24 protein-coding genes and 1 tRNA gene are annotated in these 23569 nt (G+C 69.2%); 16 read left to right on the top strand and 9 right to left on the bottom strand.

From position 1 onward, the window contains the following. Positions 1 to 3 precede the first annotated feature (3 nt). Positions 4 to 420, top strand: coding sequence for a nucleoside-diphosphate kinase (gene ndk, locus ACU6WY_RS07750; protein WP_138172333.1), 417 nt, complete (start codon positions 4 to 6; stop codon positions 418 to 420). Between the two features lie 59 nt (positions 421 to 479). On the opposite strand, the gene ACU6WY_RS07745 is transcribed toward ndk, so the two are convergent. Further along, the gene (locus ACU6WY_RS07745; RefSeq protein ID WP_483819107.1) at positions 480 to 1079 is read right to left on the bottom strand and encodes a vitamin K epoxide reductase family protein; all 600 of its coding nucleotides are present in this window, start codon (positions 1077 to 1079) and stop codon (positions 480 to 482) included. A 455-nt stretch (positions 1080 to 1534) separates the two neighbouring features. On the opposite strand from ACU6WY_RS07745, the gene ACU6WY_RS07740 reads away from it, so the two are divergent. Further along, positions 1535 to 4087, top strand: coding sequence for an Rne/Rng family ribonuclease (locus ACU6WY_RS07740; RefSeq protein WP_483819106.1), 2553 nt, complete (start codon positions 1535 to 1537; stop codon positions 4085 to 4087). A 58-nt stretch (positions 4088 to 4145) separates the two neighbouring features. On the opposite strand, the gene ACU6WY_RS07735 is transcribed toward ACU6WY_RS07740, so the two are convergent. Then, on the bottom strand, positions 4146 to 4430 hold the full coding sequence (locus tag ACU6WY_RS07735; RefSeq protein WP_483819105.1) for a DUF4031 domain-containing protein: 285 nt from the start codon (positions 4428 to 4430) through the stop codon (positions 4146 to 4148). Positions 4431 to 4640: 210 nt separating this feature from the next. On the opposite strand from ACU6WY_RS07735, the gene rplU reads away from it, so the two are divergent. The 9 genes from rplU to rsfS all read left to right on the top strand — a co-directional run bounded on the left by rplU (position 4641) and on the right by rsfS (position 11454). Then, complete coding sequence (gene rplU / locus ACU6WY_RS07730) at positions 4641 to 4949, top strand: 50S ribosomal protein L21 (RefSeq protein ID WP_483819104.1); 309 nt, start codon at positions 4641 to 4643, stop codon at positions 4947 to 4949. 18 nt (positions 4950 to 4967) lie between these two features. Next, positions 4968 to 5228, top strand: a complete 261-nt coding sequence (gene rpmA, locus ACU6WY_RS07725; protein WP_239275414.1) for a 50S ribosomal protein L27 — start codon at positions 4968 to 4970, stop codon at positions 5226 to 5228. 99 nt (positions 5229 to 5327) lie between these two features. Then, positions 5328 to 6833 (top strand): GTPase ObgE, encoded by a 1506-nt coding sequence (gene obgE / locus ACU6WY_RS07720; RefSeq protein WP_483819103.1) that lies wholly within the window; start codon positions 5328 to 5330, stop codon positions 6831 to 6833. Further along, entirely contained in the window at positions 6830 to 7666 is an 837-nt protein-coding gene (proB, locus tag ACU6WY_RS07715) for a glutamate 5-kinase (protein WP_483819102.1), read from the top strand. The genes obgE and proB overlap by 4 nt, the downstream gene beginning before the upstream one ends. Positions 7667 to 7670: 4 nt before the next feature. Continuing rightward, entirely contained in the window at positions 7671 to 8930 is a 1260-nt protein-coding gene (locus ACU6WY_RS07710; protein WP_483819101.1) for a glutamate-5-semialdehyde dehydrogenase, read from the top strand. Positions 8931 to 8980: 50 nt separating this feature from the next. Next, positions 8981 to 9205: a hypothetical protein gene (locus tag ACU6WY_RS07705; protein ID WP_483819100.1), complete on the top strand. Its 225-nt coding sequence runs from the start codon at positions 8981 to 8983 to the stop codon at positions 9203 to 9205. Between the two features lie 10 nt (positions 9206 to 9215). Then, the gene (nadD, locus tag ACU6WY_RS07700) at positions 9216 to 9812 is read left to right on the top strand and encodes a nicotinate-nucleotide adenylyltransferase (protein ID WP_483819099.1); all 597 of its coding nucleotides are present in this window, start codon (positions 9216 to 9218) and stop codon (positions 9810 to 9812) included. Further along, positions 9809 to 11080 (top strand): hypothetical protein, encoded by a 1272-nt coding sequence (locus tag ACU6WY_RS07695; protein WP_483819098.1) that lies wholly within the window; start codon positions 9809 to 9811, stop codon positions 11078 to 11080. Before nadD ends, ACU6WY_RS07695 begins: the two co-directional genes overlap by 4 nt. Further along, a complete protein-coding gene (gene rsfS / locus ACU6WY_RS07690) occupies positions 11077 to 11454 on the top strand; it encodes a ribosome silencing factor (protein WP_483819097.1) in 378 nt (125 codons plus the stop codon). Before ACU6WY_RS07695 ends, rsfS begins: the two co-directional genes overlap by 4 nt. A 77-nt stretch (positions 11455 to 11531) precedes the next feature. Here rsfS and ACU6WY_RS07685 read toward each other — a convergent pair whose 3' ends face one another. Together ACU6WY_RS07685 and ACU6WY_RS07680 are read right to left on the bottom strand one after the other, a co-directional pair. Beyond that, positions 11532 to 12569, bottom strand: a complete 1038-nt coding sequence (locus tag ACU6WY_RS07685; RefSeq protein WP_483821842.1) for a methionine synthase — start codon at positions 12567 to 12569, stop codon at positions 11532 to 11534. A 19-nt stretch (positions 12570 to 12588) separates the two neighbouring features. Beyond that, complete coding sequence (locus ACU6WY_RS07680) at positions 12589 to 13581, bottom strand: putative oxygenase MesX (RefSeq protein WP_483821874.1); 993 nt, start codon at positions 13579 to 13581, stop codon at positions 12589 to 12591. Positions 13582 to 13702: 121 nt separating this feature from the next. On the opposite strand from ACU6WY_RS07680, the gene ACU6WY_RS07675 reads away from it, so the two are divergent. Genes ACU6WY_RS07675 through ACU6WY_RS07665 form a run of 3 tightly spaced genes read left to right on the top strand, consistent with a single transcriptional unit; the run spans position 13703 to position 15743 of the window. After that, entirely contained in the window at positions 13703 to 14644 is a 942-nt protein-coding gene (locus tag ACU6WY_RS07675) for a LysR family transcriptional regulator (protein WP_483821841.1), read from the top strand. Between the two features lie 51 nt (positions 14645 to 14695). Continuing rightward, positions 14696 to 15079 (top strand): ArsR/SmtB family transcription factor, encoded by a 384-nt coding sequence (locus ACU6WY_RS07670; RefSeq protein WP_483821840.1) that lies wholly within the window; start codon positions 14696 to 14698, stop codon positions 15077 to 15079. A 1-nt stretch (position 15080) separates the two neighbouring features. Continuing rightward, positions 15081 to 15743 (top strand): SRPBCC family protein, encoded by a 663-nt coding sequence (locus ACU6WY_RS07665; protein WP_483821839.1) that lies wholly within the window; start codon positions 15081 to 15083, stop codon positions 15741 to 15743. A 60-nt stretch (positions 15744 to 15803) separates the two neighbouring features. Here the strand turns inward: ACU6WY_RS07665 and ACU6WY_RS07660 are convergent. The 5 genes from ACU6WY_RS07660 to ACU6WY_RS07640 all read right to left on the bottom strand — a co-directional run bounded on the left by ACU6WY_RS07660 (position 15804) and on the right by ACU6WY_RS07640 (position 19312). Then, positions 15804 to 15879, bottom strand: a tRNA-Ala gene (locus ACU6WY_RS07660). A 43-nt stretch (positions 15880 to 15922) separates the two neighbouring features. Continuing rightward, positions 15923 to 16828 carry a 3-methyladenine DNA glycosylase gene (locus ACU6WY_RS07655; RefSeq protein ID WP_483821838.1) on the bottom strand — a complete coding sequence of 302 codons (906 nt, stop codon included), beginning with the start codon at positions 16826 to 16828 and terminating at the stop codon, positions 15923 to 15925. Further along, entirely contained in the window at positions 16825 to 17535 is a 711-nt protein-coding gene (locus ACU6WY_RS07650; RefSeq protein ID WP_483821837.1) for an SOS response-associated peptidase, read from the bottom strand. The genes ACU6WY_RS07655 and ACU6WY_RS07650 overlap by 4 nt, the downstream gene beginning before the upstream one ends. Before the next feature lie 59 nt (positions 17536 to 17594). Further along, positions 17595 to 18626, bottom strand: coding sequence for an App1 family protein (locus ACU6WY_RS07645; RefSeq protein ID WP_483821836.1), 1032 nt, complete (start codon positions 18624 to 18626; stop codon positions 17595 to 17597). A gap of 5 nt (positions 18627 to 18631) precedes the next feature. After that, positions 18632 to 19312, bottom strand: coding sequence for a DedA family protein (locus tag ACU6WY_RS07640; RefSeq protein ID WP_483821835.1), 681 nt, complete (start codon positions 19310 to 19312; stop codon positions 18632 to 18634). Between the two features lie 42 nt (positions 19313 to 19354). On the opposite strand from ACU6WY_RS07640, the gene pabB reads away from it, so the two are divergent. Next, positions 19355 to 20605: an aminodeoxychorismate synthase component I gene (gene pabB, locus ACU6WY_RS07635; protein WP_483821834.1), complete on the top strand. Its 1251-nt coding sequence runs from the start codon at positions 19355 to 19357 to the stop codon at positions 20603 to 20605. 91 nt (positions 20606 to 20696) lie between these two features. After that, positions 20697 to 23273 (top strand): leucine--tRNA ligase, encoded by a 2577-nt coding sequence (leuS, locus tag ACU6WY_RS07630; protein ID WP_483821833.1) that lies wholly within the window; start codon positions 20697 to 20699, stop codon positions 23271 to 23273. The last annotated feature ends 296 nt before the right edge of the window (positions 23274 to 23569 follow it).

Raw genomic sequence — 23569 nt, 5'->3', positions numbered from 1 at the left:
CCCATGGCCACCGAAGAGACCCTCGTCTTGGTCAAGCCCGATGGCGTCGCGCGCGGCCTCACCGGCGCGATCCTCGCCCGCATCGAGGCGAAGGGCTACGCCCTCGTCGACATCCGCCTCGTCGAACCCGACCGTGAGCGCCTCGCGGAGCACTACGCCGAGCACGAGGGAAAGCCGTTCTACGAGCCCCTCCTGGAGTTCATGCTCTCGGGTCCGTCGGTGGCGATCCGTCTCGCGGGCAACCGCGTGATCGAGGGTTTCCGCTCGCTCGCCGGCACCACCGACCCCACCACGGCCGCTCCCGGCACGATCCGCGGTGACTTCGGCCGCGACTGGGGCCTGAAGGTGCAGCAGAACCTCGTCCACGGCAGCGACAGCCCCGAATCGGCCGCGCGCGAACTCTCGATCTGGTTCGACTGACCCCGGATGCCGAAACGGCCGCCGTCCCGCGAGGGCGGCGGCCGTTCGTCGTCGGCGGGTCAGAGTCGGGCGAGGACGTCCAGGCGAAGCTGAGCGATCACGGCGACGATCGTGTAGGCCAAGAACGTCATGAGCGGCACCCACGCCATGAGTGACTGGGCGGCGCTGCGCACCTTTTCGCCGACGGGGACGACGCCCTCGCGCAGCAGGTGAAGTGTGACGGCGAAGAACGTCGGGATCGTCACGGCCCACGTCACCATGCACCACGGGCACAGGGTCCCGAGCACGAAGATGCTCTGCGAGATGAGCCAGATGACGAACGTCATCGCCCCCGCGACACCCACCCAGAACAGCAGCCAGAACCAGCGCGCGAAGCGAGCACCGGCCAGGAGCGCCGCGCCCACCACGATCGGCGCGACCCATCCCGCGAGGCCGAGGATCGGGTTGGGGAACCCGAACACGCTGCCCTGCCACGACTGCAGATTCGCCGTGCACTGCACCAGGAGGCTGAAATCGCAGGATGCCACGGCATCCTTGTCGATCAGCAGGTGGAAGCGCTCGAGCGTCAACGAGAACGCTGCCCACCAGCCCACGGCACCGGCGATGATCAGCCACACCGCGAGGACGACCGGCCGACGAGGGGCGACGGTTTCACTCATGCCGCGATTCTCCCACCGCGAGGCGATGCGCCCGCTGTGCGATGCCTCGCCATCGAGACGCTCCCGCCTGTCGCTCACGGCCCCCCCCGCCCCCGCCCCCCCATTGCCGATAAGCGCAATCGGCGGCGAGAAACGGGGTGTCCCGGCGTTTCTCGCCGCCGATACCGTTTCTCGCGTTGGATGGGGTGGGCTTTGGGCGCGGCGGGAGTGGGCAGGAGCGGGGCCGGGCGCGGGGGCGGTGACCGGATCGGGCCAGTCGTGCGATAATGAAGCTTCGATGAGCCGCGGCCGCGCCGCAGGAGCATCACCAGAAGACTTCGGGCGATGACCGCCCTTCGCAGCCCGAGCCGTAGGCCGGCTGCAGACCGAGTGAGTTCGCGGCCCCGCCGGGTGCGGCGCCGCACGAGATTTCGCCGGGCGACGCGCGGTGTCGCCCGCCAGGGAGTACGTCCGATATGGCCGACGCAAACGACGATCAGACCCCCGCCGAGACCCCGGCGTCCACCACACCGCTCGACGAGAACACGCCCGCGGAACTCGCGACCTCGGACGAGCCCGGCGAGGCCGTGGCCGAGTCGCCCGCCGTCGAGATCCCGGCGGCCGCTGCGGAGGCCCCGACCGACGCCGAGGAGGCCCCGGCCCCCGAGGAGTCCGCGGTCGACGCGGCCGCCGACGCGGACGACGAGGTTGCCGTCGACGACGCCGAGACCGCGGCCGCCGCCGACACCGGTGCCCCCGCCGTGCTCGACGAGTCCGCAGAACCTGCCGCTGCGGAGGAGTCCGCCTCGGGGGAGTCCGCGACCACCGCAGAGTCCACCCCCGCGACGGAGCCTGCCACCGAGCCCGAGAAGCCGGCGCGTCCGACCGCCGTCTCGCTGGGCCTGCTGCCCGAGGTCTTCGTGTCGGCCGTGTCGACGCAGCTGCACTTCTACGCGCCCGAGCTGCCCGCGCTCCCCGCGCGCGAAGAGGTCGACGAGCGCGAGGAGCGCGACGACGACGGTCCCGCCGAGCGCGGCTCCGCCAACGCCCGCCGGCGCAATCGCCGTCGCGGTGGCCCGGTTTCCGCCGCGGCCGAAGAGCCGATCGAGGCGCCTGCCCCGCCCCCGCGCCAGCGCGCCGTCGAGCTCATCACCGAGCCCCAGCGCATCAAGGGGTCCACGCGCCTCGAGGCGAAGAAGCAGCGACGTCGTGACGGTCGCGAGGCCGGGCGTCGTCGGCCCGTCGTCACCGAGGCCGAGTTCCTGGCCCGCCGCGAGGCCGTGGACCGCGTCATGGTCGTGCGGTCCAAGGGCGGTCGCATCCAGATCGGCGTGCTCGAAGACAACGTGCTCGTCGAGCACTACGTGGCGCGCAATCAGGACGCGTCGCTCATCGGCAACGTCTACCTCGGTCGCGTCCAGAACGTGCTCCCCAGCATGGAGGCCGCCTTCGTCGACATCGGCCGCGGCCGCAACGCCGTGCTCTACTCCGGCGAGGTCGACTGGGACGGCGTCGAGACCGGCAACCAGCCGCGTCGCATCGAACTGGCGTTGAAGTCCGGCGACCGTGTGCTCGTGCAGGTCACAAAAGACCCCGTGGGCCACAAGGGCGCGCGTCTCACGAGCCAGATCTCGCTTCCGGGCCGTTACTTGGTCTACGTTCCGGGCGGTGCCATGAACGGCATCTCTCGCAAGCTCCCCGACACCGAGCGTGCCCGCCTGAAGAAGATCCTCAAGGAAGTGCTGCCCGAGTCCTCCGGCGTCATCGTCCGCACCGCGGCCGAGGGCGCCACCGAAGACCAGCTCACGCGCGACGTGCAGCGGCTCACCTCGCAGTGGGAGCACGTCAGCAGCCAGGTGAAGACCATCCAGGCGCCGGCCCTGCTGCACTCCGAGCCCGACCTGCTGGTCAAGATCGTGCGCGACGTCTTCAACGAGGACTTCACGCGCATGCTCATCCAGGGCGACGAGGCGCTCTCGACCATCTCCAACTACCTCCAGGGTGTCGCCCCCGACCTGCTGGAGCGCGTCGAGAAGTACGAGGGCGACCAGGATCCGTTCGACGCCTTCCGCATCACGGAGCAGATCGAGAAGGCCCTCGACCGCAAGGTGTGGCTGCCCTCGGGCGGCTCGCTGGTCATCGACCGCACCGAGGCCATGACCGTCGTCGACGTCAACACCGGCAAGTTCGTCGGTTCGGGCGGAAACCTCGAAGAGACCGTCACCAAGAACAACCTCGAGGCCGCCGAAGAGATCGTCCGTCAGCTTCGCCTCCGCGACATCGGTGGCATCATCGTCGTCGACTTCATCGACATGGTGCTCGAGTCCAACCGCGATCTCGTGCTGCGCCGCCTCATCGAGTGCCTCAGCCGTGATCGCACGAAGCACCAGGTGGCCGAGGTCACCTCCCTCGGCCTCGTGCAGATGACCCGCAAGAAGCTGGGTCTGGGTCTGCTCGAGACCTTCAGCGAGGCGTGCGAGGTGTGCGCCGGTCGCGGCGTCGTCGTGCATCACGACCCGGTGGTCAAGCACCGCGCGGCCCCCTCGTCGAGCAACGGTCCCTCGAACAACCGGCGCGGACGCGGCGGCAACGGCGGACAGAACGGCGGCGGCGCCTCCCACAGCGGCACCAACGGCAACGGTGGGGGTGCCGGCAACGGTGCAGCTGCCGCGGCGGCTCCGGCCGGCGGCACGCACGTGATCACCGAGGGCGTGAAGTCTGCGCTCGCGCAGATCGCGGCATCCACGATCACCCCGACGGTCGAAGACCCCGCCGTCGTCGAGGCGGCCGTCGTCGCCTCGGTGGAGGCGGTCATGGATGCCAAGGTCGAGGCGCCCGCGCGCGAGAAGCGCCCGCGGAAGAAGCGCGAGCCGAAGGCCCCGCGCACCGAGAAGGACGCGCTGCTGGAGTCGGTGCTCGAGGCTCTCCCCGAGCCGAAGGCCCCCGGTCAAGGCCGTTCGCGCCGTCGCGTGACGACTGCGGCGCTGACCGGTACGCCCGTCAACGCACAGCCCTCCACCGAGGCCTGAGAGCGCGGCGCCGAGGAATCCCTCCCCGACTCCGGTCGAGGCGGCATTTCTCGGCGCCTCACGCCCCCGAGGGCCGCGATCGGCGCTCGCGTGCGGTGATCCGCAGCCCCGACGCGCGGAGGCGGCGCACGAGTTCTCGTCCGCCCACGTGGTGGGCGCCGGCGGCGACGAGCTGGGCGTGACGCGCGTCCGGAACGTCGTAGTGGTCCAGATCGAACGCGCGGCGGGGGATCCCCGCTGCCGCGGCGAACGCGTGCAGCTCGTCGAGATCGCTGTCGCTCACCAGATGCGCCCACAGTCGCCCGTGTGCGGGCCACAGCGGGTCGTCGATGAGAATGGCCATCCCGAGATCCTACGGCCGACACGCGGACCCGGTGCTTTTGCCGGATGCCTCTCAGTGGGCTAAACTCGTCCTTTGGTGCGTCGTGTCCGCCCGACTGGCGCGTGACCCCGCGGGCCCAGTCCGCTGGATCGCACCGATACTTGGGCCCTAGGCCCTCCAGACGTCATCAGACAACCGGAGCCGTGCGCTCCCGAACGAAACAGGTGTGAAGTGGTTTACGCAGTTGTGCGCGCCGGCGGCCGGCAGGAGAAGGTCGAGGTCGGCACGATCGTCGTGCTCGATCGCCAGCAGGCGAAGATCGGCGAGAGCATCCAGCTGCCCGCCGTGCTGTTCGTCGACGGTGAGACCGTCACGACCGACGCCGACAAGCTCGCGAAGGTCTCGGTTACGGCCGAGGTGCTCGGTGAGGAGCGCGGTCCGAAGATCGTGATCCAGAAGTTCAAGAACAAGACCGGCTACAAGAAGCGCCAGGGCCACCGTCAGGACCTCACGCGCGTCAAGATCACCGGCATCAAGTAAGAGCCAGGAGACGCAGAGATGGCACACAAAAAGGGCGCAAGCTCCACCCGTAACGGTCGTGACTCCAACGCACAGCGCCTCGGCGTGAAGCGTTTCGGTGGCCAGGCCGTCAACGCCGGCGAGATCCTCGTCCGCCAGCGTGGCACCCACTTCCACCCCGGCGCCAACGTGGGTCGCGGTGGCGACGACACGCTGTTCGCCCTGGCTGCGGGCGCGGTCGAGTTCGGCCAGAAGGGCGGCCGCAAGGTCGTCAACATCGTCGCCGCCGCCGCGGAGTAATCTCCGCGCTTCGGCGCTCCCGAGGGGGTGGGCACTGCCCGCCCCCTCGTCGTTTTTTCCCGCCCGGCGTGCGCCGGCCCACTCCCGGAAGGACCCGCCATGGTCACCTTCGTCGACCGCGTCACCCTGCACCTGCGCGCGGGCAAGGGCGGCAACGGCTGCGTGTCGGTCCGCCGCGAGAAGTTCAAGCCGCTCGCCGGCCCCGACGGTGGCAACGGCGGACACGGCGGCGACGTCGTGCTCGTTGCCGACCCGCAGGTCACGACGCTGCTGTCGTACCACCACTCGCCGCACCGCTCGGCGGGCAACGGTGGCTTCGGCATGGGCGATCATCGCTCCGGCGCCGCGGGCGAAGAGCAGGAGCTGCCCGTTCCGCTCGGCACCGTCGTCAAGGACCCCGATGGCACTGTCCTCGTCGACATGCTCACCCCGGGGATGCGCTTCGTGGTCGCCCCCGGTGGCCTGGGCGGTCTCGGCAATGCCTCGCTGGCCTCACCCAAGCGCAAGGCGCCCGGCTTCGCTCTGCTCGGAACCCCCGGCTGGGAGGGTGACGTCGTCCTCGAGCTGAAGACCGTCGCCGATATCGCGCTCGTGGGCTTCCCCTCGGCGGGCAAGTCGAGCCTCATCGCCGCGGTGTCGGCGGCGCGACCGAAGATCGCGGACTACCCGTTCACGACCCTGCACCCCAACCTCGGTGTCGTGCAGGCGGGCGACGCGCGATTCACCATCGCCGACGTGCCGGGCCTCATCGAGGGCGCGAGCGAAGGCAAGGGTCTGGGCTTGGAGTTCCTCCGCCACGTCGAGCGATGCACGGCTCTCGTGCACGTTCTCGACTGCGCCACTCTCGACCCCGGGCGTGACCCGCTTACCGACCTCGACGTCATCCTCGCCGAGCTCGCGGCCTACCCGGTTCCCGAGGGGCAGATCCCGCTGCGGGAGCGTCCGCAGATCGTCGCACTCAACAAGATCGACGTGCCCGAGGCCCGCGACCTCGCCGACCTGGTACGTCCCGAGCTCGAGGCCCGCGGCTTCCGCGTGTTCGAGATCTCCACGGTGAGCCGGGCGGGCCTGCGCGAGCTGACTTTCGCCCTGGGCGACGTCGTCGAGCAGCACCGCGTGGCGACGATCGACGACGTTCCCGCCGAGCGCGTCGTCATCCGCCCGCACGGCGCCGAGAAGGACTTCACGATCAAGGTCGAGGGCGGCACCTACGGTCCCGTCTACCGCATCCTCGGCGACAAGCCGGTCAAGTGGGTACAGCAGACCGACTTCCAGAACGAAGAGGCTGTGGGCTACCTCGCCGACCGCCTGGCGCGTCTGGGGATCGAAGACGAGCTGTTCCGTGTCGGCGCGGTCGCCGGTGCGACCGTCGTCATCGGACCCGGTGACGGGATCGTCTTCGACTGGGAGCCCACGCTCTCGTCGGCCGCCGAGTTGATGACCGCGCCGCGCGGTACCGACCCCCGCCTGCTCCAGAGCTCGCGACGCACGACCAATGAGCGCCGCGAGCGCTACTACGAGCGCATGGATGCCAAGGCCGACGCCCGCGCCGAGCTTGAGGCAGAGCGCCTCGCCACTCGGTCTTCGGAGGAGGACGAGCGGTGACCGCGCGCGTGCGCGCCGATCTGCCCGCCGCCGCGCGGGTCGTGGTGAAGGTCGGGTCTTCCTCGATCAGCGGGGACGGCGCATTCCGCATCGACCTCATCGTCGACGCGCTCGCCCGGGCCCGCGAAGCGGGTGTCGAGGTGGTGCTGGTGTCCTCCGGCGCGATCGCGACGGCGCTGCCCCTACTCGATCTGCAGGGCCGACCGAACGACCTCGCGACGCAGCAGGCCGCCGCCGCGGTGGGCCAGAACGTGCTGATGTGGCGCTACCAGACCTCGCTCGACCGGTTCGGTCTGCTCGCGGGTCAGGTGCTGCTCACCGCGGGCGACCTCGAGAACGCCACGCACCGGTCCAACGCCCGCCGGGCGATGGAACGACTGCTCGGGCTTGGCATCCTGCCCATCGTCAACGAGAACGACACCGTCGCGACGCAGGAGATCCGGTTCGGCGACAACGATCGGCTCGCTGCCCTCGTGGCGCAGTTGATCGGCGCCGACGCTCTCGTGCTCCTCAGCGACATCGAGTGCCTCTACACCGCGCCACCGAGCGAACCGGGCGCCCGCCCGATCATCGATGTCGAGTGGGGCGATGATCTGTCGGAGTACACCTTCGGCTCGGTCACGGTCAACGGCGTCGGCACCGGGGGAGCGGCCACGAAGGCCTCGGCGGCGAAGCTCGCCTCCGCCGCCGGCGTGGGCGTGCTCGTGACCAGCGCCGACCTGGTGTCGCAGGCCCTCGCCGGAGAATCGGTCGGCACGTGGTTCGCCCCTCATCCCGATCCGGTCACCCTCGCTACCGGCCCCGTGGGCGCCGTGACCACGGCGATAGACTGACCAGATGACCCTCATCGCCGTTTCGGTCGACGAACGCCTTCACCGCGCGAAAGACGCCGCGCGACAGGTCGGACTCCTCGATTCCGCGGCCAAGACCGCTGTGCTGCGCGCGATCGCGGACGCGATCGACACCGCGTCGGCCGACATCGTCGCGGCCAACGCCGACGACCTCGAGCGGGGGCGCGCTGCCGATATCGGTGACGCGCTGCTCGACCGTCTGCGGCTCGACCCGGCGCGGATCTCTGCCCTCGCCGCTGCCGTTCGCGACGTGGCCGAGCTGCCCGATCCGGTGGGTCGCGTGCTCGACCAGCGCACCCTCCCCAACGGTCTCGCGCTCAAGAAGGTCGCGGTGCCGTTCGGGGTGGTCGGCTCGATCTACGAGGCTCGCCCCAACGTCACCGTCGACATCGCCGCGCTGGCGCTCCGCTCGGGCAACGCCGTGGTGTTGCGCGGAGGGTCGGCCGCACAGAGCTCGAACGCCGCCCTGGTCACCGTCATGCGCGCGGCCCTGGAATCCCAGGGGGTCTCACCCGAGGCGATCCAGACCGTCGACGACTTCGGTCGCGACGGCGCGCGGGCGCTCATGAACGCCCGCGGTCTGGTCGACGTGCTCGTTCCTCGCGGCAGCGCTGGTCTCATCGAGACGGTGGTGACCGAGTCCACGGTCCCCGTCATCGAGACCGGCGCGGGCGTCGTGCACGTTTATCTGGATGCCACGGCTCGGGCCGACTGGGCCACCGACATCGTGATCAACGCCAAGACGCAACGACCGAGCGTCTGCAACGCGGTCGAGACGGTTCTCGTCCACCGTGAGGCGGCCGACCGCCTGCTCCCCGAGATGCTGGCGTCGCTCGCCGACGCCGGTGTGCTCGTGCACGGCGACGCCACGGTCGCCGGGTACGACCCCCGTGTGGTCGCGGCGACCGATGACGACTGGGCCACCGAGTACCTGAGCCTTGACCTCGCCGTGCGCGTGGTCGATGACCTCGATTCGGCGCTCGAGCACATCCGCCGGTATTCGACCCACCACACCGAGTCGATCATCACCGACGACGATGTCGCCGCTGCCCGTTTCCTCGCCGAGGTCGACTCGGCCGTCGTGCTGGTCAACGCCTCCACGCGGTTCACCGATGGGGGAGAATTCGGGTTCGGTGCCGAGGTCGGCATTTCGACGCAGAAACTCCACGCACGCGGACCGATGGGTCTCGCCGAGCTGACGAGCACCAAGTGGCTCGGGCGCGGCGACGGCCAGGTGCGCGCCTGACCGCCTAAAATAGCTCTGCGCGCCGCGCAGACTTCTCGAACGGAGCACTGATGACTTTCGCCTCGCTGATCGCCCTGGCCGCTGAAGAGGGCGCCCACCACGGCGGCAACGTGCAGGCCGAGACCTTCTGGTACGGCGCCGTGGCGTTCCTCGTCCTGGTCGCGCTGAGCCTGGTCACCCTGTCGTACCGCAACGTGTCGAACCGTCACGCGCACAAGGCAGAGGCCTACGCGCGTACGCACGGTACGCCCACTCCCGAGGCGCACGGCCACTGAGGCCCACCGTATGTCGGTGACGCGCGCCCCTCGTATCGGGGTCATGGGTGGGACTTTCGATCCCATCCATCACGGTCACCTGGTGGCGGCGAGCGAAGTCGCGCAGTCGTTCGATCTCGACGAAGTGATCTTTGTCCCCACGGGCCGCCCGTGGCAGAAAGACGACGTCACCGAGAGTGAACACCGCTATCTCATGACGGTGATCGCCACCGCCTCGAACCCCCAATTCACGGTGAGTCGTGTCGACATCGATCGCGCGGGCCCGACGTACACGATCGATACTCTGCGCGATCTCCAGCGCGAGCGTCCGGGCGCCGACCTGTTCTTCATCAGTGGCGCCGACGCCGTGGCCCAGATCCTCGGGTGGCGCAACCACCAGGAGCTGTGGGATCTCGCCCACTTCGTCGCCGTCTCCCGGCCCGGACACGTCCTGACGACCGAAGGCCTTCCCAGCGACGACGTCAGCCAGCTCGAGATCCCGGCGCTGTCCATCTCTTCCACCGACTGCCGCGCTCGCGTGCGCCGAGGCCACCCGGTGTGGTATCTCGTGCCCGATGGCGTTGTGCAGTACATCGCGAAGCATCACCTCTACCGGAGCCCCGCATGAGCACTTCCGAGAACCCCGAGACTCCGCCGCTGACGCGGCGTCAGCTGCGCGAGCTCCGAAACACCGGCGCTACGCCGATCGTCCAGCCGGAGCAGGATGCGCCTGCCGACGATGCCGTGGCAGCGCCCGCGCCGGAGTCCGCTGAGGCCACCGCGCCCGAGTTCCCGAACATCCCTGCCTCCCCGTCGAAACCCGACGCGCAGGCCCCCGACGCTATGCCCTCCGACGGTGCACACGAGGCGCCGTCCGACGAGACCACGCCCTTCGAGGAGGCTGCGCCCGAGGCTCCGACGGCAAAGAAGAGCGGTGTGCTCGGCGGCCTCTTCGGCCGGAACAAAGCCGACAAGGCAGAGTCGGCCTCCGATGACGACGTGCCTTCACCCGACGATGAGCCCGCCGCCGAGGAGGAGCCCGCGTCCGCTGAGCCGACTCCCGCTGGGCCCCCGGAGCCGCCGACCGCGTTCGCGCCCACGACCGCCGATGCCCCCGACCTCGGCGTGACCGGACTCACGCGTCGACAGGCACGTGCGCAGGAGCGCATCCGCACCGCCGCCGTGCCCGTGATCACGCCCGACCTCGAGCCCGCCGCACCTCCGGCGCGCCTCGAGCCCGCGGTGAGCGCGCCGACCCCGCCGATCGCGGCTACTACCCCAGAGGACTCCGCGGACGGCCCGGACTCCGACCCCAGCGAGTCGCCGGCGATCTTCCGTCCATCGGCCGTCGACGACGACGCATCGGACGCCGCCGACGACGACGCGCCGGTCTCGACCGTGAATCCCGCGCTGGGGTCCGACCTGCTCAGCGGTGAGACGCCACATATCTCGCTTCCGCCGTCGTTCGACCAGCTCATCGCGCGCAGCGGAGTGGCGACGGGATCCGTCTCGACCCCCAATGCTCTGATCCTGTCGCAGACGCCCGCGGGAGTCCCGCTGGTGGGCCCGGTCACCTCGACCGGCGAGCTCCTGATCACGGGGACCTTCGAGCTCCCCGAGGGCCTGGGCTCCGCGGGGCACGCGCCCGGGACGACCGATGGCCGCGACGTCGACGCCGTTCTCCTTGACGGGGAGCTTCCCCCCGCGTCGTCCCCGACCCCTATCGCCGCGAGTGCGGCGATCAGCACCGTTAAGCAACCCGGTGAGATCATTCGTCCGCCGGCACCCGAGAAGGGCAGCAAGCTCGTCATCGGTCTCATCATCACGACCGGCGCTCTCGCTGTCGCGGTGGCCGTCGCACTGGTGCTCGCCTTCACGACAGGAGTCTTCGGATGACCGCCAGTCCCAACGGCATCGAGATGGCGCGTATTGCCGCCATCGCCGCCGATTCAAAGTCGGGGGAAGACCTCGTCGCCCTCGACGTCTCCGAGCCGTTGCCGCTCGTCGACATCTTCCTGCTCGTGACGGGGCGCAACGAGCGCAACGTCGCGGCGATCGCCGACGAGGTCGAAGAGCAGTTGCTCGAAGCCGGCCACAAGCGCCTGCGTCGCGAGGGCCGCCAGGAGTCCCGCTGGGTCCTCCTGGACTTCGGCGACCTGGTCGTGCACGTGTTCCACGAGCAGGAGCGTGTCTACTACGGGCTCGAGCGCCTGTGGAAGGACTGCCCCGTCGTGCCGCTGGAGCTGCCGGCTCCGGCATCCGCCGACTGACCCGACCCCGTTGCGCGAAGGGCCGCTCCCGATAGTCGGGGAGCGGCCCTTCGCGCGTTCTCGTCAGGGCGTCGCGATCACGCGGCGGAGCTGGCGAGTTCCTGTCGAACGATGTCGGCACCCGCGCTCAGCGCGCTGAGTTTCGCGAGAGCGACATCCCGCGGCAGCGGAGCCATGCCGCAGTTGGAACTCGCCATGAGCTTGTCGGCATCCACGAAAGGCAGCGCCTTCCGAAGCGTTTCGGCGACGTCTTCGGGGCGTTCGACCTCTGTCGTCGCCACGTCGACGGCACCCAGCATGACCTTCTTGCCCCGGAGGAGTTCGATGAGGTCGACGGGGATCCGCGAATTGTGGGACTCCAGCGAGACGGTGTCGATGCCGGACTGCTGCAACAGGGGGAAAGACTCCTCGTACTGCCGCCACTCCGGGCCCAGAGTCGCCTTCCAGTCGGTGTTCGCCTTGATGCCGTAGCCGTAGCAGATGTGCACGACAGTCTCGGCGCGCAAGCCCTCGACGGCGCGTTCCAAAGTCGCCATGCCCCAGTCCCGCACCTCGTCGAAGAAGACGTTGAATGCGGGCTCGTCGAACTGGATGACGTCCACCCCCGCCGCTTCGAGCTCCCTCGCCTCCTGGTTCAGGATCACGGCGAACTCCCACGCCAGCTTCTCCCGGCTGCGGTAGTGCCGGTCGGCGAGCGTGTCGATCATCGTCATCGGACCGGGGAGGGCCCACTTGATCGGCTGGTCGGTTTGCGCGCGAAGAAAGCGCGCGTCATCGACGAAGACCGGCTTCTCGCGGCTCACCGCGCCGACGACTGTCGGCACGCTCGCGTCGTACCGATTGCGGATGCGAACGGTTTCGCGTCGCTCGAAATCGACCCCGCTCAGGTGCTCGATGAAGGTCGTGACGAAGTGCTGGCGAGTCTGCTCGCCGTCGCTGACGATGTCGATACCGCGCTGACGCTGCTCGTGGACGGCGGCGCGAAGGGCATCGTGTTTGCCTTCGACCAGCGCGTCGCCCTCGAGACGCCACGGGGACCAGAGGGTCTCGGGCTGCGAGAGCCAGGACGGCTTGGGAAGACTGCCAACGAGGGAGGTGGGCAGAAGGGTGTTCATGAGTGGTGGATCCCCGAGGTCAGTGAACGAGTGCGGGGGAGAGGCCGGCCCAGCGGGCGAGCGCGTCTCCGTGGGGCTTCACGAAGTGCTCTGCCGCGTAGGTCCCCTGGATCAGGGCGAGGCGCGACCTCTCTTCGCGGTCGTAGTCGACCCGCGTGCGCGAGAAGTCGCCGTGATCGAGGCGTGGCCGGTAGACGCTCGCGGCGGTGGAGTTGGCGTTGTAGATCTCGGGCCGATAGATCTTCTGGAACGTCTCCATCGTGCTGATCGTGCCGATGAGCTGCAGGTTCGAATAGTCGTTGAGCAGGTCTCCGCGGAAATAGAACGCCAGCGGTGCCACGCTGCCGGCGGGCAGGAAGTAGCGCACCTGCAGCCCCATCTTCCCGAAGTACTCGTCGGTCAGGGAGTAGTCGTTCTGCACGTACTCCACCCCGAGGACGGGGTGGACGTTGTCGGTGCGGCGGTACGTCTTGCTCGTCGAGACGCTGATGCAGATGACGGGCGACACCGCGAAGCGCTCCCGGTACGCGGCGGAGGCGACGAAGTCCTGGAAGAGTGCGCCGTGCAACGCGCCGAAGTCCTCCGGCACCGTGAATCCGGTCGCACCGTCGTTGGCCGCGGGAAGGAGCACGCTGAAGTCGAAGTCGCGCAGGTACGAGGAGAAGTTGTTCCCGACGATTCCCGCGTGGCGCTCACCCGTCTTCTGGTCGACGATCTGGACGTCGAGAACCTCCAGGAGGGGGAATCGCTCGTCGTCGCCTGCCTCGGCGAACTCCAGCTCGACCGAGACGATGTCGAGCTCGAGGGTGTAGCGATCGCCGTCGGGGTTGTCCCACCGGGCGAGATCGTTGAAGCGACGGTTGATCATCGTCAGAGCGGTGCGGAGGTTCTCCTGACGGTCGTCGCCACGTGCCAGGTTCGCGAAATTCGTGGTGGCCCGGGAGCTGTCCGACGGGGAGTAGTCCTCGTCGAAGCGGGTGGTGGAGATGCGGTAGGTGAACTCGTTCGCCATGGTCGGCCACTCCGGGAGTTTGGCGGCCGGGAGGCCGTGCGGTTGGGGTGACTCCATGGTGCGTCGTCGCGGTGGGCATCAGGTAATTCGTGACCGCTATCCGAGGCCATAGAGTTTCCCTATGGCTCGACGATCTAGTGGCGTAACGCTGCAGCAGCTCCAGTCGTTCATCGAGGTCGCTGCGGAGGGGTCCATCACCGCGGCCGCCGATCTGCTCTACGTGTCTCAGCCCACGATGTCGGCGGCGATGAAAGACCTCGAGGCTCGAGTCGGCCGCGCCCTTCTCGTCCGTTCCGCACGCGGGATCACACTCACGGCGGACGGCGTGGAGTTCCTCGGGTATGCCCGGCAGGTCGTGGAGCAGGTCGCCCTGCTCGAACAGCGCTACCTGGATCGGCCGCCGTCGCGGCGCCTCCTGGGCGTCTCGACCCAGCACTATTCCTTTGCGGTCGACGCGTTCGTACGGATGGTGAAGACGAGCGGTGCCGCTCAGTATGAGTTCTCCCTTCGGGAAACGCGCACGTGGGACATCATCGAAGACGTGCGGACGCTGCGCAGCGAACTCGGCATCCTGTACCGGAATGATTTCAACCGGAACGTCATCGACAAGCTGCTGCGCGACTCGGGGCTCGTCTTCCACCCGCTCTTCCTCGCCGACCCGCACATCTTCGTCTCGCGCAAGAATCCGCTCGCGGCTCGCGACCGCGTGACGCTCGACGATCTCGCGAGCCTTCCGCGACTGACGTTCGACCAGGGCACGAACAATTCGTTCTATTTCGCCGAAGAGATCCTCTCGACCCTGTCGAGTTCGCAGGAGATTCGGGTGTCGGACCGCGCGACGATCTTCAACCTCATGATCGGTCTCGAGGGCTACACCATCTCGACGGGGATCATCAGCGACGACCTCGACCCCGAGATCGTCGCCGTGCCCCTCGACGTCAATGAGCGCATCGAGATCGGGTGGATCGCCCACACCGCGATCCCCCTCACCGAGCAGGCGCAGAGGTATCTCGAGGAGGTTCGGGCGGTGGTCGCGGAGTTCGACGTGGTCCTGCTGGGGTAGGCCCCGATATTGTCCTTGCCTTATATAAGCCTGGATGCAATTATGGGCGGCATGCACGCGCTCGACGTCCTCGGCGATCCGGTGAGGCGTCGTGTTCTCGAGCTCCTCGCCGAGGGCGAGCGCAGCGCCGGCGCCATCGGAGAGGTGATTCAGCGAGAGTTCCAGATCTCTCAGCCCGCTGTCTCGCAGCACCTGCGCGTCCTGCGAGAGTCGGGATTCGCCACGGTGCGTCCCGAGGGTGCGCGGCGACTCTACGCCGTCGATCCCTCACCGCTCGCAGACGCCGAGGCGTGGTTCGATCCGTTCCGGCGGCTCTGGCAGCCGCGCCTCGACGCGCTCGGCACGGAGCTCGCTCGGGGACGCCGCATGCGGCTGCCGACGGCAGATGCCTCACACGAGGCATCCGATGATGATGAATCCGATAAGGAGAACTGACATGGCAGATGTCGACGCCCAGGTGGCGGCTGTAACGCGGAACCTCCGCGACGAACACGTCGACGGCAAACGCGCCTTCGTGCAGACGCTCACGCAGAGCTACCCCAGCCCGATCGACGATGTCTGGGATGCCGTCACCAACCGTGAACGGATTCCCCGATGGTTCCTGCCAGTGTCGGGTGACCTGACGCTGGGCGGCCGCTATCAACTCGAAGGCAACGCCGGCGGCGAGGTGCTGGAGTGCGAGCCACCGGAGGAGGGGAGCGCACACTATCGCGCGACCTGGGAGTACGGCGGCGGCGTGACCTGGCTCGCGGTGCGCCTGACCGCGCTCGCTCCGGAGACGACCACGCTCGAACTCGAGCACACCTCGCTGGAGTCCGACATCCCACCGGGGTTCTGGGATCAGTTCGGCCCCGGGGCGACCGGCGTCGGCTGGGACAGCGGCCTGCTCGGCCTCGCGCTGCACCTGTCCAGACGGGCGGACATCACTCCCGAGGCGGCCCCCTCGTGGCCCTTCACGGACGAGGGCCGTGCGTTCTACCGAGCCTCGGCCGACGCGTGGCGTGACGCGCACATCGCTGCCGGTGGGTCGCCCGACGCGGCTGCGCGGGCGGCGGACGCGACCTTCGCGTTCTACACGGGCGCGACGCCGACGGAGTAAGCCAGGCCACGCGGCGATATCGGCGGGGGAAAACAAAAAACCCCGCCGAAGCGGGGATTTTGGTGGACCTGAGGGGACTCGAACCCCTGACCCCCTGCATGCCATGCAGGTGCGCTACCAGCTGCGCCACAGGCCCGTATTTTGTTTTCCGCCCCGTTTGAGGCAACTCCATGAGCCTACTACACGGAATCGGGAGGCGAAAAATCGGCGCCTCCGGGCGTGTCGTGAGTGGTGGTGACGGCATCCAGCACGGCTCTGCGCAGCACCTGGGCGCGCTCGCTCAGCGCCCGCTGGCGGGCGACGTACTGCGCCTTACCGTCGGGCGTTTCGATGGCCACGGGGGAATATCCCCAGTCCGCGAGGTCGTAGGGCGAGGCCTCCATGTCGAGGGTGCGAATGTCCCGCGCGAGCTCGAACGCGTCGAGCAGAATCTCGCCGGGCACGAGGGGGCCGAGCTTCACGGCCCACTTGTAGACGTCCATCCCGGCATGCAAGCAGCCGGGCTGCTCCCACCTCGGCTGATCCTCGCGGCTCAGCGTCGTGCGATTGCGCGGCACGGCTTCGGGCGTGAAGAACCGGAACGCGTCGAAGTGCGTGCACCGCAGGTCGTGGGCCTCGACAACGGCATCGGTGCCGGCTCGACCGAGGCGGAGCGGCACCGCGTGGCGCACCTCGTCGGCACGGTAGGTCATCGCCCACTCGTGCAGCCCGAAGCACCCGAACTGCGGCGGCCGCGCGGCGGTGGCCCGCAGCAGGTTCACGATGCCGCGGTACAGGGATCCGCGCTGCTCGCGGAAGGCCGCGGCATCCACGTCGACCCCGTCGGGAACGGCGCGGTACCAGCGCCAGGCGGCGCGCTCGTCGGCGTCGTCGAGCACGACGCCCGGCCCCGGATGCCATCGGCGCAGGATCGCGGGCTTGTACGAGTAGTACGTGAACAGGAAGTCCTCGACCGGGTGCTTCTCACCCCGCGACGCGCGGGCGCGGTGGGCGGCCGTGAGCGCGTCGGCGCGTTCCGCGTGCGACTCGGCCTGGCGCGCCCATTCAGCCCGCGGGAGGACGGGGCTCGGCAGGACGGCCGTCATTCGACCGGCTCGATGAGCTCGGGGGAGTCGTTGCGAACGTTGCCGACCGCGGGAGACACCACGTGATCGTCGAGCGTCTCGGCCACGTCGGGGGCGGCGTCGATCGCCGCATCGAGGATGTCGCCGACGTTCTCGGTCGTGGGGTCGAGCCAGGCATCGGCGAAGTCGGGGTCCATGAACAGCGGCATCCGGTCGTGAATCGACCCGAGACGCCCGATCGCGTCGCGAGTGAGCACGGTGCAGCTGAGCACCCAGCGGGCCGGATCGTCGTCGGCCTTCGCCGGATCTTTCCACCACTCGTAGAGCCCCGCGAAGAACAGCGGCGATCCGTCGGCGGGGTGGATGTAGTGCGGCGTCTTGCCCGCCTCGGTGGTCTTCCACTCGTAGTAGCCCGACGCGGGGATGATCGCGCGCCGCGCGATGAGGGCGTTGCGGAACATCGGCTTGTCTTCGACCTCTTCGGACCGCGCGTTGAAGGCGCGCGCCCCGATCTTCACGTCTTTCGCCCAGCCCGGGACCAGGCCCCATCGCGCGAGCTCGAGGCGCCGTACCGGGGGCTCGCTCTTCACCGAGTCGAGCACGATGGCGACGGATGCCGTGGGCGCGATGTTGTACGACGGCGGCGGCAGCACGTCGGCCTCGACATCGACGCGCAGCACGCCCACGAGCTCGGATGCCACATTGGCCACGACGAATCGACCGCACATGCTTCCACCGTACGCGGCGCCTCCGACACGGCGGCCACCGATCCGATGAAGGGAGTGCGTCAGTCGTCGCGCGAAACGATCCCGACGTCTTGGAGCCGTTCGAGCAGCCCCGCCCCGTCGGACTCGCTCACCCACGGCACCTCGGCGGCGGAGTGGTCATCGACGACCGTGCGGCCACCGGCGAGCACCGCTTCCGCGGGCAGCAGGCGGCGGATCGCGACGGCGGCGACGCTGTCGGGATACTCGATCGCGAAGCCCGTGTAGATCGCATCGTCGTGCTGGCCGTCGTCACCCACGAGGAGCCACTTCAGGTTCGGGAACTCCTCGGCGATGCGACGAAGGTTGCGCGCCTTGTGGTCGCGGCCGCTGCGGAACCAGCGGTCGTGCGTGGGGCCCCAGTCGGTGAGCAGGAACGCCCCGGACGGGAAGAGGTGGCGCCGCATGAACCGCGTGAGCGTCGGGGCGACGTTCCAGGCGCCCGTGGAGAGGTAGATGACCGGCGCGCCCGGATATTCGCGCGAGAGGCGCTCCAGCATCACGGCCATGCCCGGCACCGGCTGGCGCGCGTGCTCGTCGACGACGAAGGAGTTCCAGGCGGCCAGGAGCGGCCGGGGGAGGGCGGTGACCATCACGGTGTCGTCGATGTCGCTGACGATTCCGAAACGCACGTCGGAGCCGACGATGAAGACGCGTGTCTCGGCGGGCTCGCTGCCCTCGACGCTCATCGTCACCGTCTGCCAGCCCGGGGGGAGGGTCGCGGGAAGCTTGGCGTCGATCACGCCACCGCGGTCGGCGACGACCTCGTGCGAGACGCCCTCGATCGTCACCGTCACCTGCGCGTAGCCGACGGGGACGGCCGCGAAGCTGCGCCATCCACGCAGGCTCGCAAACTCACCCGAGGAGGTCCGCTTGATCGGCGGGGCGATGAGCACCCGACCGAGCACGCGCACCCATTCCTCGGTTCCGTATCCGGGGAATCCCGTGACGGCGGGCCGCAGTCCGCGCCCGCGGGCGCGACGTTCGCGCCAGGCGTGGAAGCGGTACTCGAGGCGGGCGAACCAGAGCACTTTGGCGCGAGAGGAGCGAGGCATCCCGCTCAGTCTTTCACGTCGTCGACCGCCGCTCCGAGGGAATCGGTGTCGTCGGCGAGGTGACGACTCTCAAAACGCTCGAGGAGCTTCTTGCCGGCGAACACCAGCAGGAGGAACACCACGATGATGCCGACGAACAGGTATCCGGCGTAGTGGATCCGGTCCGCCAGTTCCCGATAGGTTCCCGCCGCCGACGCGGCGACGGTGATGTAGAGGCCCGCCCAGAGCAGGCACGCCGGCGTCGTCCAGGCCAGAAAGCGCCGGTAGCGGTATCCCGACATTCCCACCGTGAGGGGGACGAGCGAGTGCAGCACCGGGAGGAACCGCGAGAGGAAGATCGCGGGGCCGCCGCGACGGCGCAGATAGCGGTCGGCGCGATCCCAGTTGCGCTCGCCCAACTTCTGCCCGAGGCGTGATGCGCGGATGCGGGGGCCGAAGTAGCGGCCGAGCCAGAAGCCCAGGCTCTCGCCGACGAGCGAACCCACGACCACGGTGAGTCCCAGCAGGACGCCCTCGAGCGGCGAGGCGATGGCGGTGCCGGCGACGATCACGACGGTGTCGCCGGGAACGACGAGGCCGACGAGCACGCTGGTCTCGAGCATCATGGCGAGACCGGCCACGAGCGTGCGCACCACGGGGTCCACGTTCTGGACCACGTCGAGGAGCCACGTGAGGATCTCGTTCACCTCGCTCAGCCTACGGCCGCACGTTCGGCCTAGCCTGGGAGCGTGCCGCGTTCTGTCTCCCCGGTCGCCCTGCCGCGGTGGCGGGAGCCCGACGACCTCTTCTGCGCCCTGTTCGCCGCGTCGCCGCACGCGTTCTGGCTCGACGCCGGCCCCAACGCGACGGACGGCTGGAGCTACCTCGGCACGGGTCGGCCCGACGCGACAGCGTCCGCCCTCGCGAGGGATGCCACGACCCGCGCCACCGTGGGCGCACAGGCCGCGCCGTTCCTCGGCGGATGGGTGGGATGGATCTCCTACGAGGGGGAGCCCGCCTGGCTGCGGGTCGACGAGCTCCTCGCCTTCGATCACGCGAACCGGCGCGTGTGGGCCGTCCGCGCAGAAGGCGACGCGCGAGCCCTCGCCGAGGCTGCCGACGCCGCCCCGGCCGCTCCCGCGGTTCCGGTGGCCGAGCCCCGGGGGGTGGCATCCGGTCGCCATACCCCCGATGACTACGCCGCTCTCATCGAGGCGTGCCGCGCGCACATCGCCGACGGCGACGCGTACCAGCTGTGTCTCACGACCCGTTTCACGGTGCCGGGGGCGACCGATGCGCTGGCGGTGTTCCGGCGGCTGCGAGAGTCCGCGGCCTCACATCACGCCGGATTCGTGCGCATCGACGAGGTGACGCTCGTCAGCGCCTCGCCCGAACGATTCCTGCAGGTGCGCGACGGCCGCGTGCACACGCACCCCATCAAGGGCACGCGCCGCCGCGACGCCGACCCCGCCCGCGACGCCGCCCTCGCCGACGACCTCGCGACGGATGCCAAGGAGCGCGCCGAGAACGTCATGATCGTCGACCTCATGCGCAACGACCTCTCGCGCGTGTGCGTGCCGTCGTCGGTGGGAGTGGACCGGCTGCTCGAGGTCGAGACGTATCCGACGGTGCATCAGCTGGTCAGCGAGGTCTCGGGCCTGCTCCGCCCGGGCACGACGCTCGGCGGCCTCGTGGAGGCCGCCTTCCCGGCCGGCAGCATGACCGGGGCACCGAAGCAGTCGGCGATGCAGATCCTCGCGCGGCTCGAGGGCGCGCCCCGCGGCGTCTACTCGGGCGCTTTCGGCTGGATCGGCGACGACGGCGCGGCCGATCTCGCCATGGTCATTCGGAGCATCGTCGTCGAACCGGATGCCGCCTGGGTCGGCGCCGGCGGAGGCATCACGTGGCGCTCGGTCGCGGCATCCGAAGTCGCCGAAGTGGGCACCAAAGCCCGGGCTCCGCTCGCGGGGCTGGGGGCGCGCGTTCCGCCCGGATGGTGACCGTTCGCGCGCGCCGGAGGGGGCGGCGCGGGGTCGGGTAGCCTGGACGCTGGCCCTCGCGGCGTCCCGACTTTCACGATTGGCTTCACCCGTGTCTCAGAACCCCTCTTCCGTGCCGTCCGCCGACGGAGGCTTCGACCCCCACGAGATCCAGGCGAAGTGGCAGCAGGCGTGGGCCGAGAAAGACCCGTTCCGCGCCGGCGGCGACGGCGACACCCGCCCCCGCAAGTACGTGCTGGCGATGTTCCCGTACCCGTCGGGCGACCTCCACATGGGGCACGCCGAGAACTACCTCTACTCCGACATCGTGGCGCGGTTCTGGCGCCACCGTGGGTACAACGTGCTCAACCCCATCGGGTGGGACTCCTTCGGCCTGCCCGCCGAGAACGCCGCGATCAAGCGCGGCGCCGACCCCGTGGAGTGGACGTACTCCAACATCGCGCAGCAGAAGGAGAGTCTGAAGGACTACGGCGTCTCGTTCGACTGGAGCCGCGTGCTGCACACGAGCGACCCCGAGTACTACCGCTGGAACCAGTGGCTGTTCCAGAAGCTGTACGAGAAGGGCCTGGCGTACCGCAAGGACGCCCTCGTCAACTGGGACCCCGTCGACCAGACGGTGCTCGCCAACGAGCAGGTGCTCCCCGATGGCACGAGCGAGCGCAGCGGCGCCGTGGTGGTCAAGAAGAAGCTGACCCAGTGGTTCCTGCGCATCACCGACTACGCCGACCGGCTGCTCGACGACCTCAACCAGCTCGAGGGGTTCTGGCCGCAGAAGGTCATCCAGATGCAGCGCAACTGGATCGGCCGCTCGATCGGCGCCGACATCGAGTTCGAGATCGAGGGCCGCGCCGAGAAGATCACCGTCTTCTCCACCCGTCCCGACACGCTGCACGGCGCGACGTTCTTCGTTGTGGCGCCCGAGTCCGACCTCGCGGCCGAGCTCGCGGCATCCGCCGATATCGAGGTGCGCGAGCGTTTCCAGGGGTACCTCGCCGAGGTGCAGCGCGCCACCGACATCGAGCGGCAGGCCACCGACCGCCCGAAGACCGGCGTGTTCCTCGGCCACTACGCGATCAACCCCGTCAACGGCGAGAAACTGCCGATCTGGGCCGCCGACTACGTGCTCGCCGATTACGGCCACGGCGCGGTCATGGCCGTGCCCGCGCACGACCAGCGCGACCTCGACTTCGCGCGCGTCTTCGACCTGCCGGTCAAGGTCGTCGTCGACACCAACGCGCCCGTCACCGGGGCGATCCCGGTGATCGAACTCGACGACGACGGGGTGCCGATCGACCCGCTGGGCGACATCGACGACCTCGACCCCGTGAAGACGGGCGTTGCGCTCACCGGCGACGGCCGCATGATCAACTCCGGTTCGCTCAACGGACTGTCGAAGCGCCACGCGATCTCCCGCATGATCGAGGAGCTCGAGACCAAGGGCGTCGGCCGCGCGGCCAAGACCTACCGCCTGCGCGACTGGCTCATCTCGCGCCAGCGCTACTGGGGAACGCCCATTCCGATGCTGCACGCTGAGGACGGCTCGATCGTTCCCGTCCCCGAAGATCAGCTGCCCGTCGTGCTGCCGTCGGTCGAGGGTCTCGACCTCAAGCCCAAGGGATCGTCGCCGCTGGGCGCCGCGACGGAGTGGGTACAGGTCACCGACCCCGAGACGGGCCAGACCATGCTGCGCGACCCCGACACGATGGACACGTTCGTCGACAGCTCGTGGTACTTCCTGCGCTTCCTCTCGCCCAACGACGAGACCGAGGCGTTCTCGGGCCGCGAGGCGGGCAAGTGGGGACCGGTCGACTACTACATCGGCGGTGTCGAGCACGCGATCCTGCACCTGCTGTACGCCCGCTTCATTACCAAGGCCCTGTTCGACATGGGTCTGGTGGAGTTCACCGAGCCCTTCTCGAGCCTGATCAACCAGGGCATGGTGATTCTCGACGGCGCCAAGATGTCGAAGAGCAAGGGCAACCTCGTGCTCTTCCAGGAGGAGCTCGACGCCCACGGCGCCGACGCGCTGCGCGTGGCCCTCGCCTTCGCAGGCCCCGTGGAAGACGACAAAGACTGGAACGACGTCTCGACCACGGGCGCGGCGAAGTTCCTCGCCCGGGCCCTCCGCATCGCGCACGACGTCGACAGCGAGACCGACGTGGTGTGGGCCGAGGGCGACCAGGCCCTGCGCCGCGTGACGCACCGCCTGCTGGCCGAGGCGCCGAACCTCGTCGAGCAGACGAAGTTCAACGTCGTGGTCGCCCGCCTCATGGAGCTGGTGAACGCCACCCGCAAGGCCATCGACGGCAGCGCCGGCACGAGCGACCCCGCCGTGCGCGAGGCCGCCGAGGTCATCGCCATGACCCTCGACCTCTTCGCCCCGCACACCGCCGAAGAGATGTGGCAGACGCTCGGTTACGACGGCTTCGTCGGCCTCACGACCTGGCGCCAGGCCGACCCGACGCTCCTCGTCGAAGACACCGTGACCGCGGTCGTGCAGATCGACGGCAAGGTGCGCGGCACGCTCGAGGTCTCGGCCAAGATCGGCGCCGACGAGCTCGAGGCCCTCGCCCGCCAGGACGAGAAGGTGCGCCGCGCGCTCGGTGAGCGCGAGATCATGCGCGCGGTCGTGCGCCCGCCGAAGGTGGTCAGCTTCTCGACGAAGTAGCGGTCGTCATCTGGATGCCACTTTCGCCCCCTGCGTCCGACGCGACCGGCAACCAAACGGCAAACAGGTAGAGAAACGTAGCCGGGGTGACCGGGGAAATCCGGGTGTGCTCAGCGTGCCTATGAGTCGGTGACCTGCGGTCCCATCATGGCCCCCGTCAGGATTGGGTCTCTTCGCCGAGGTCTTCACCAGCCGAGGACCGAATCGACTTCCCAAGACGGCGCACAGCAAAGCCCAACGTGCAGGCCGCGACGGCGCCGAGAACAAGCACGGGCATTAGATTGTCGTCAAGCGTT

Source organism: Microbacterium sp. ZW3a (genome assembly GCF_057167165.1).
The sequence above is the reverse complement of the archived record's forward strand: the minus strand, read 5'-3'. Positions and strand labels throughout refer to the sequence as shown.

Coding starts and splice junctions, on each gene's coding strand:
- ACU6WY_RS07735 (WP_483819105.1), bottom strand. CDS start 4,430: ATGGCCATTCTCATCGACGACCCGCTGTGGCCCGCACACGGGCGACTG.
- nadD (WP_483819099.1), top strand. CDS start 9,216: ATGTCGGTGACGCGCGCCCCTCGTATCGGGGTCATGGGTGGGACTTTC.
- ACU6WY_RS07670 (WP_483821840.1), top strand. CDS start 14,696: ATGCACGCGCTCGACGTCCTCGGCGATCCGGTGAGGCGTCGTGTTCTC.
- rpmA (WP_239275414.1), top strand. CDS start 4,968: ATGGCACACAAAAAGGGCGCAAGCTCCACCCGTAACGGTCGTGACTCC.
- ACU6WY_RS07710 (WP_483819101.1), top strand. CDS start 7,671: ATGACCCTCATCGCCGTTTCGGTCGACGAACGCCTTCACCGCGCGAAA.
- ACU6WY_RS07745 (WP_483819107.1), bottom strand. CDS start 1,079: ATGAGTGAAACCGTCGCCCCTCGTCGGCCGGTCGTCCTCGCGGTGTGG.
- obgE (WP_483819103.1), top strand. CDS start 5,328: ATGGTCACCTTCGTCGACCGCGTCACCCTGCACCTGCGCGCGGGCAAG.
- ACU6WY_RS07695 (WP_483819098.1), top strand. CDS start 9,809: ATGAGCACTTCCGAGAACCCCGAGACTCCGCCGCTGACGCGGCGTCAG.
- rsfS (WP_483819097.1), top strand. CDS start 11,077: ATGACCGCCAGTCCCAACGGCATCGAGATGGCGCGTATTGCCGCCATC.
- ACU6WY_RS07680 (WP_483821874.1), bottom strand. CDS start 13,581: ATGGCGAACGAGTTCACCTACCGCATCTCCACCACCCGCTTCGACGAG.
- ACU6WY_RS07675 (WP_483821841.1), top strand. CDS start 13,703: ATGGCTCGACGATCTAGTGGCGTAACGCTGCAGCAGCTCCAGTCGTTC.
- ACU6WY_RS07645 (WP_483821836.1), bottom strand. CDS start 18,626: ATGCCTCGCTCCTCTCGCGCCAAAGTGCTCTGGTTCGCCCGCCTCGAG.
- ACU6WY_RS07650 (WP_483821837.1), bottom strand. CDS start 17,535: ATGTGCGGTCGATTCGTCGTGGCCAATGTGGCATCCGAGCTCGTGGGC.
- ACU6WY_RS07665 (WP_483821839.1), top strand. CDS start 15,081: ATGGCAGATGTCGACGCCCAGGTGGCGGCTGTAACGCGGAACCTCCGC.
- ndk (WP_138172333.1), top strand. CDS start 4: ATGGCCACCGAAGAGACCCTCGTCTTGGTCAAGCCCGATGGCGTCGCG.
- ACU6WY_RS07655 (WP_483821838.1), bottom strand. CDS start 16,828: ATGACGGCCGTCCTGCCGAGCCCCGTCCTCCCGCGGGCTGAATGGGCG.
- ACU6WY_RS07740 (WP_483819106.1), top strand. CDS start 1,535: ATGGCCGACGCAAACGACGATCAGACCCCCGCCGAGACCCCGGCGTCC.
- ACU6WY_RS07685 (WP_483821842.1), bottom strand. CDS start 12,569: ATGAACACCCTTCTGCCCACCTCCCTCGTTGGCAGTCTTCCCAAGCCG.
- ACU6WY_RS07705 (WP_483819100.1), top strand. CDS start 8,981: ATGACTTTCGCCTCGCTGATCGCCCTGGCCGCTGAAGAGGGCGCCCAC.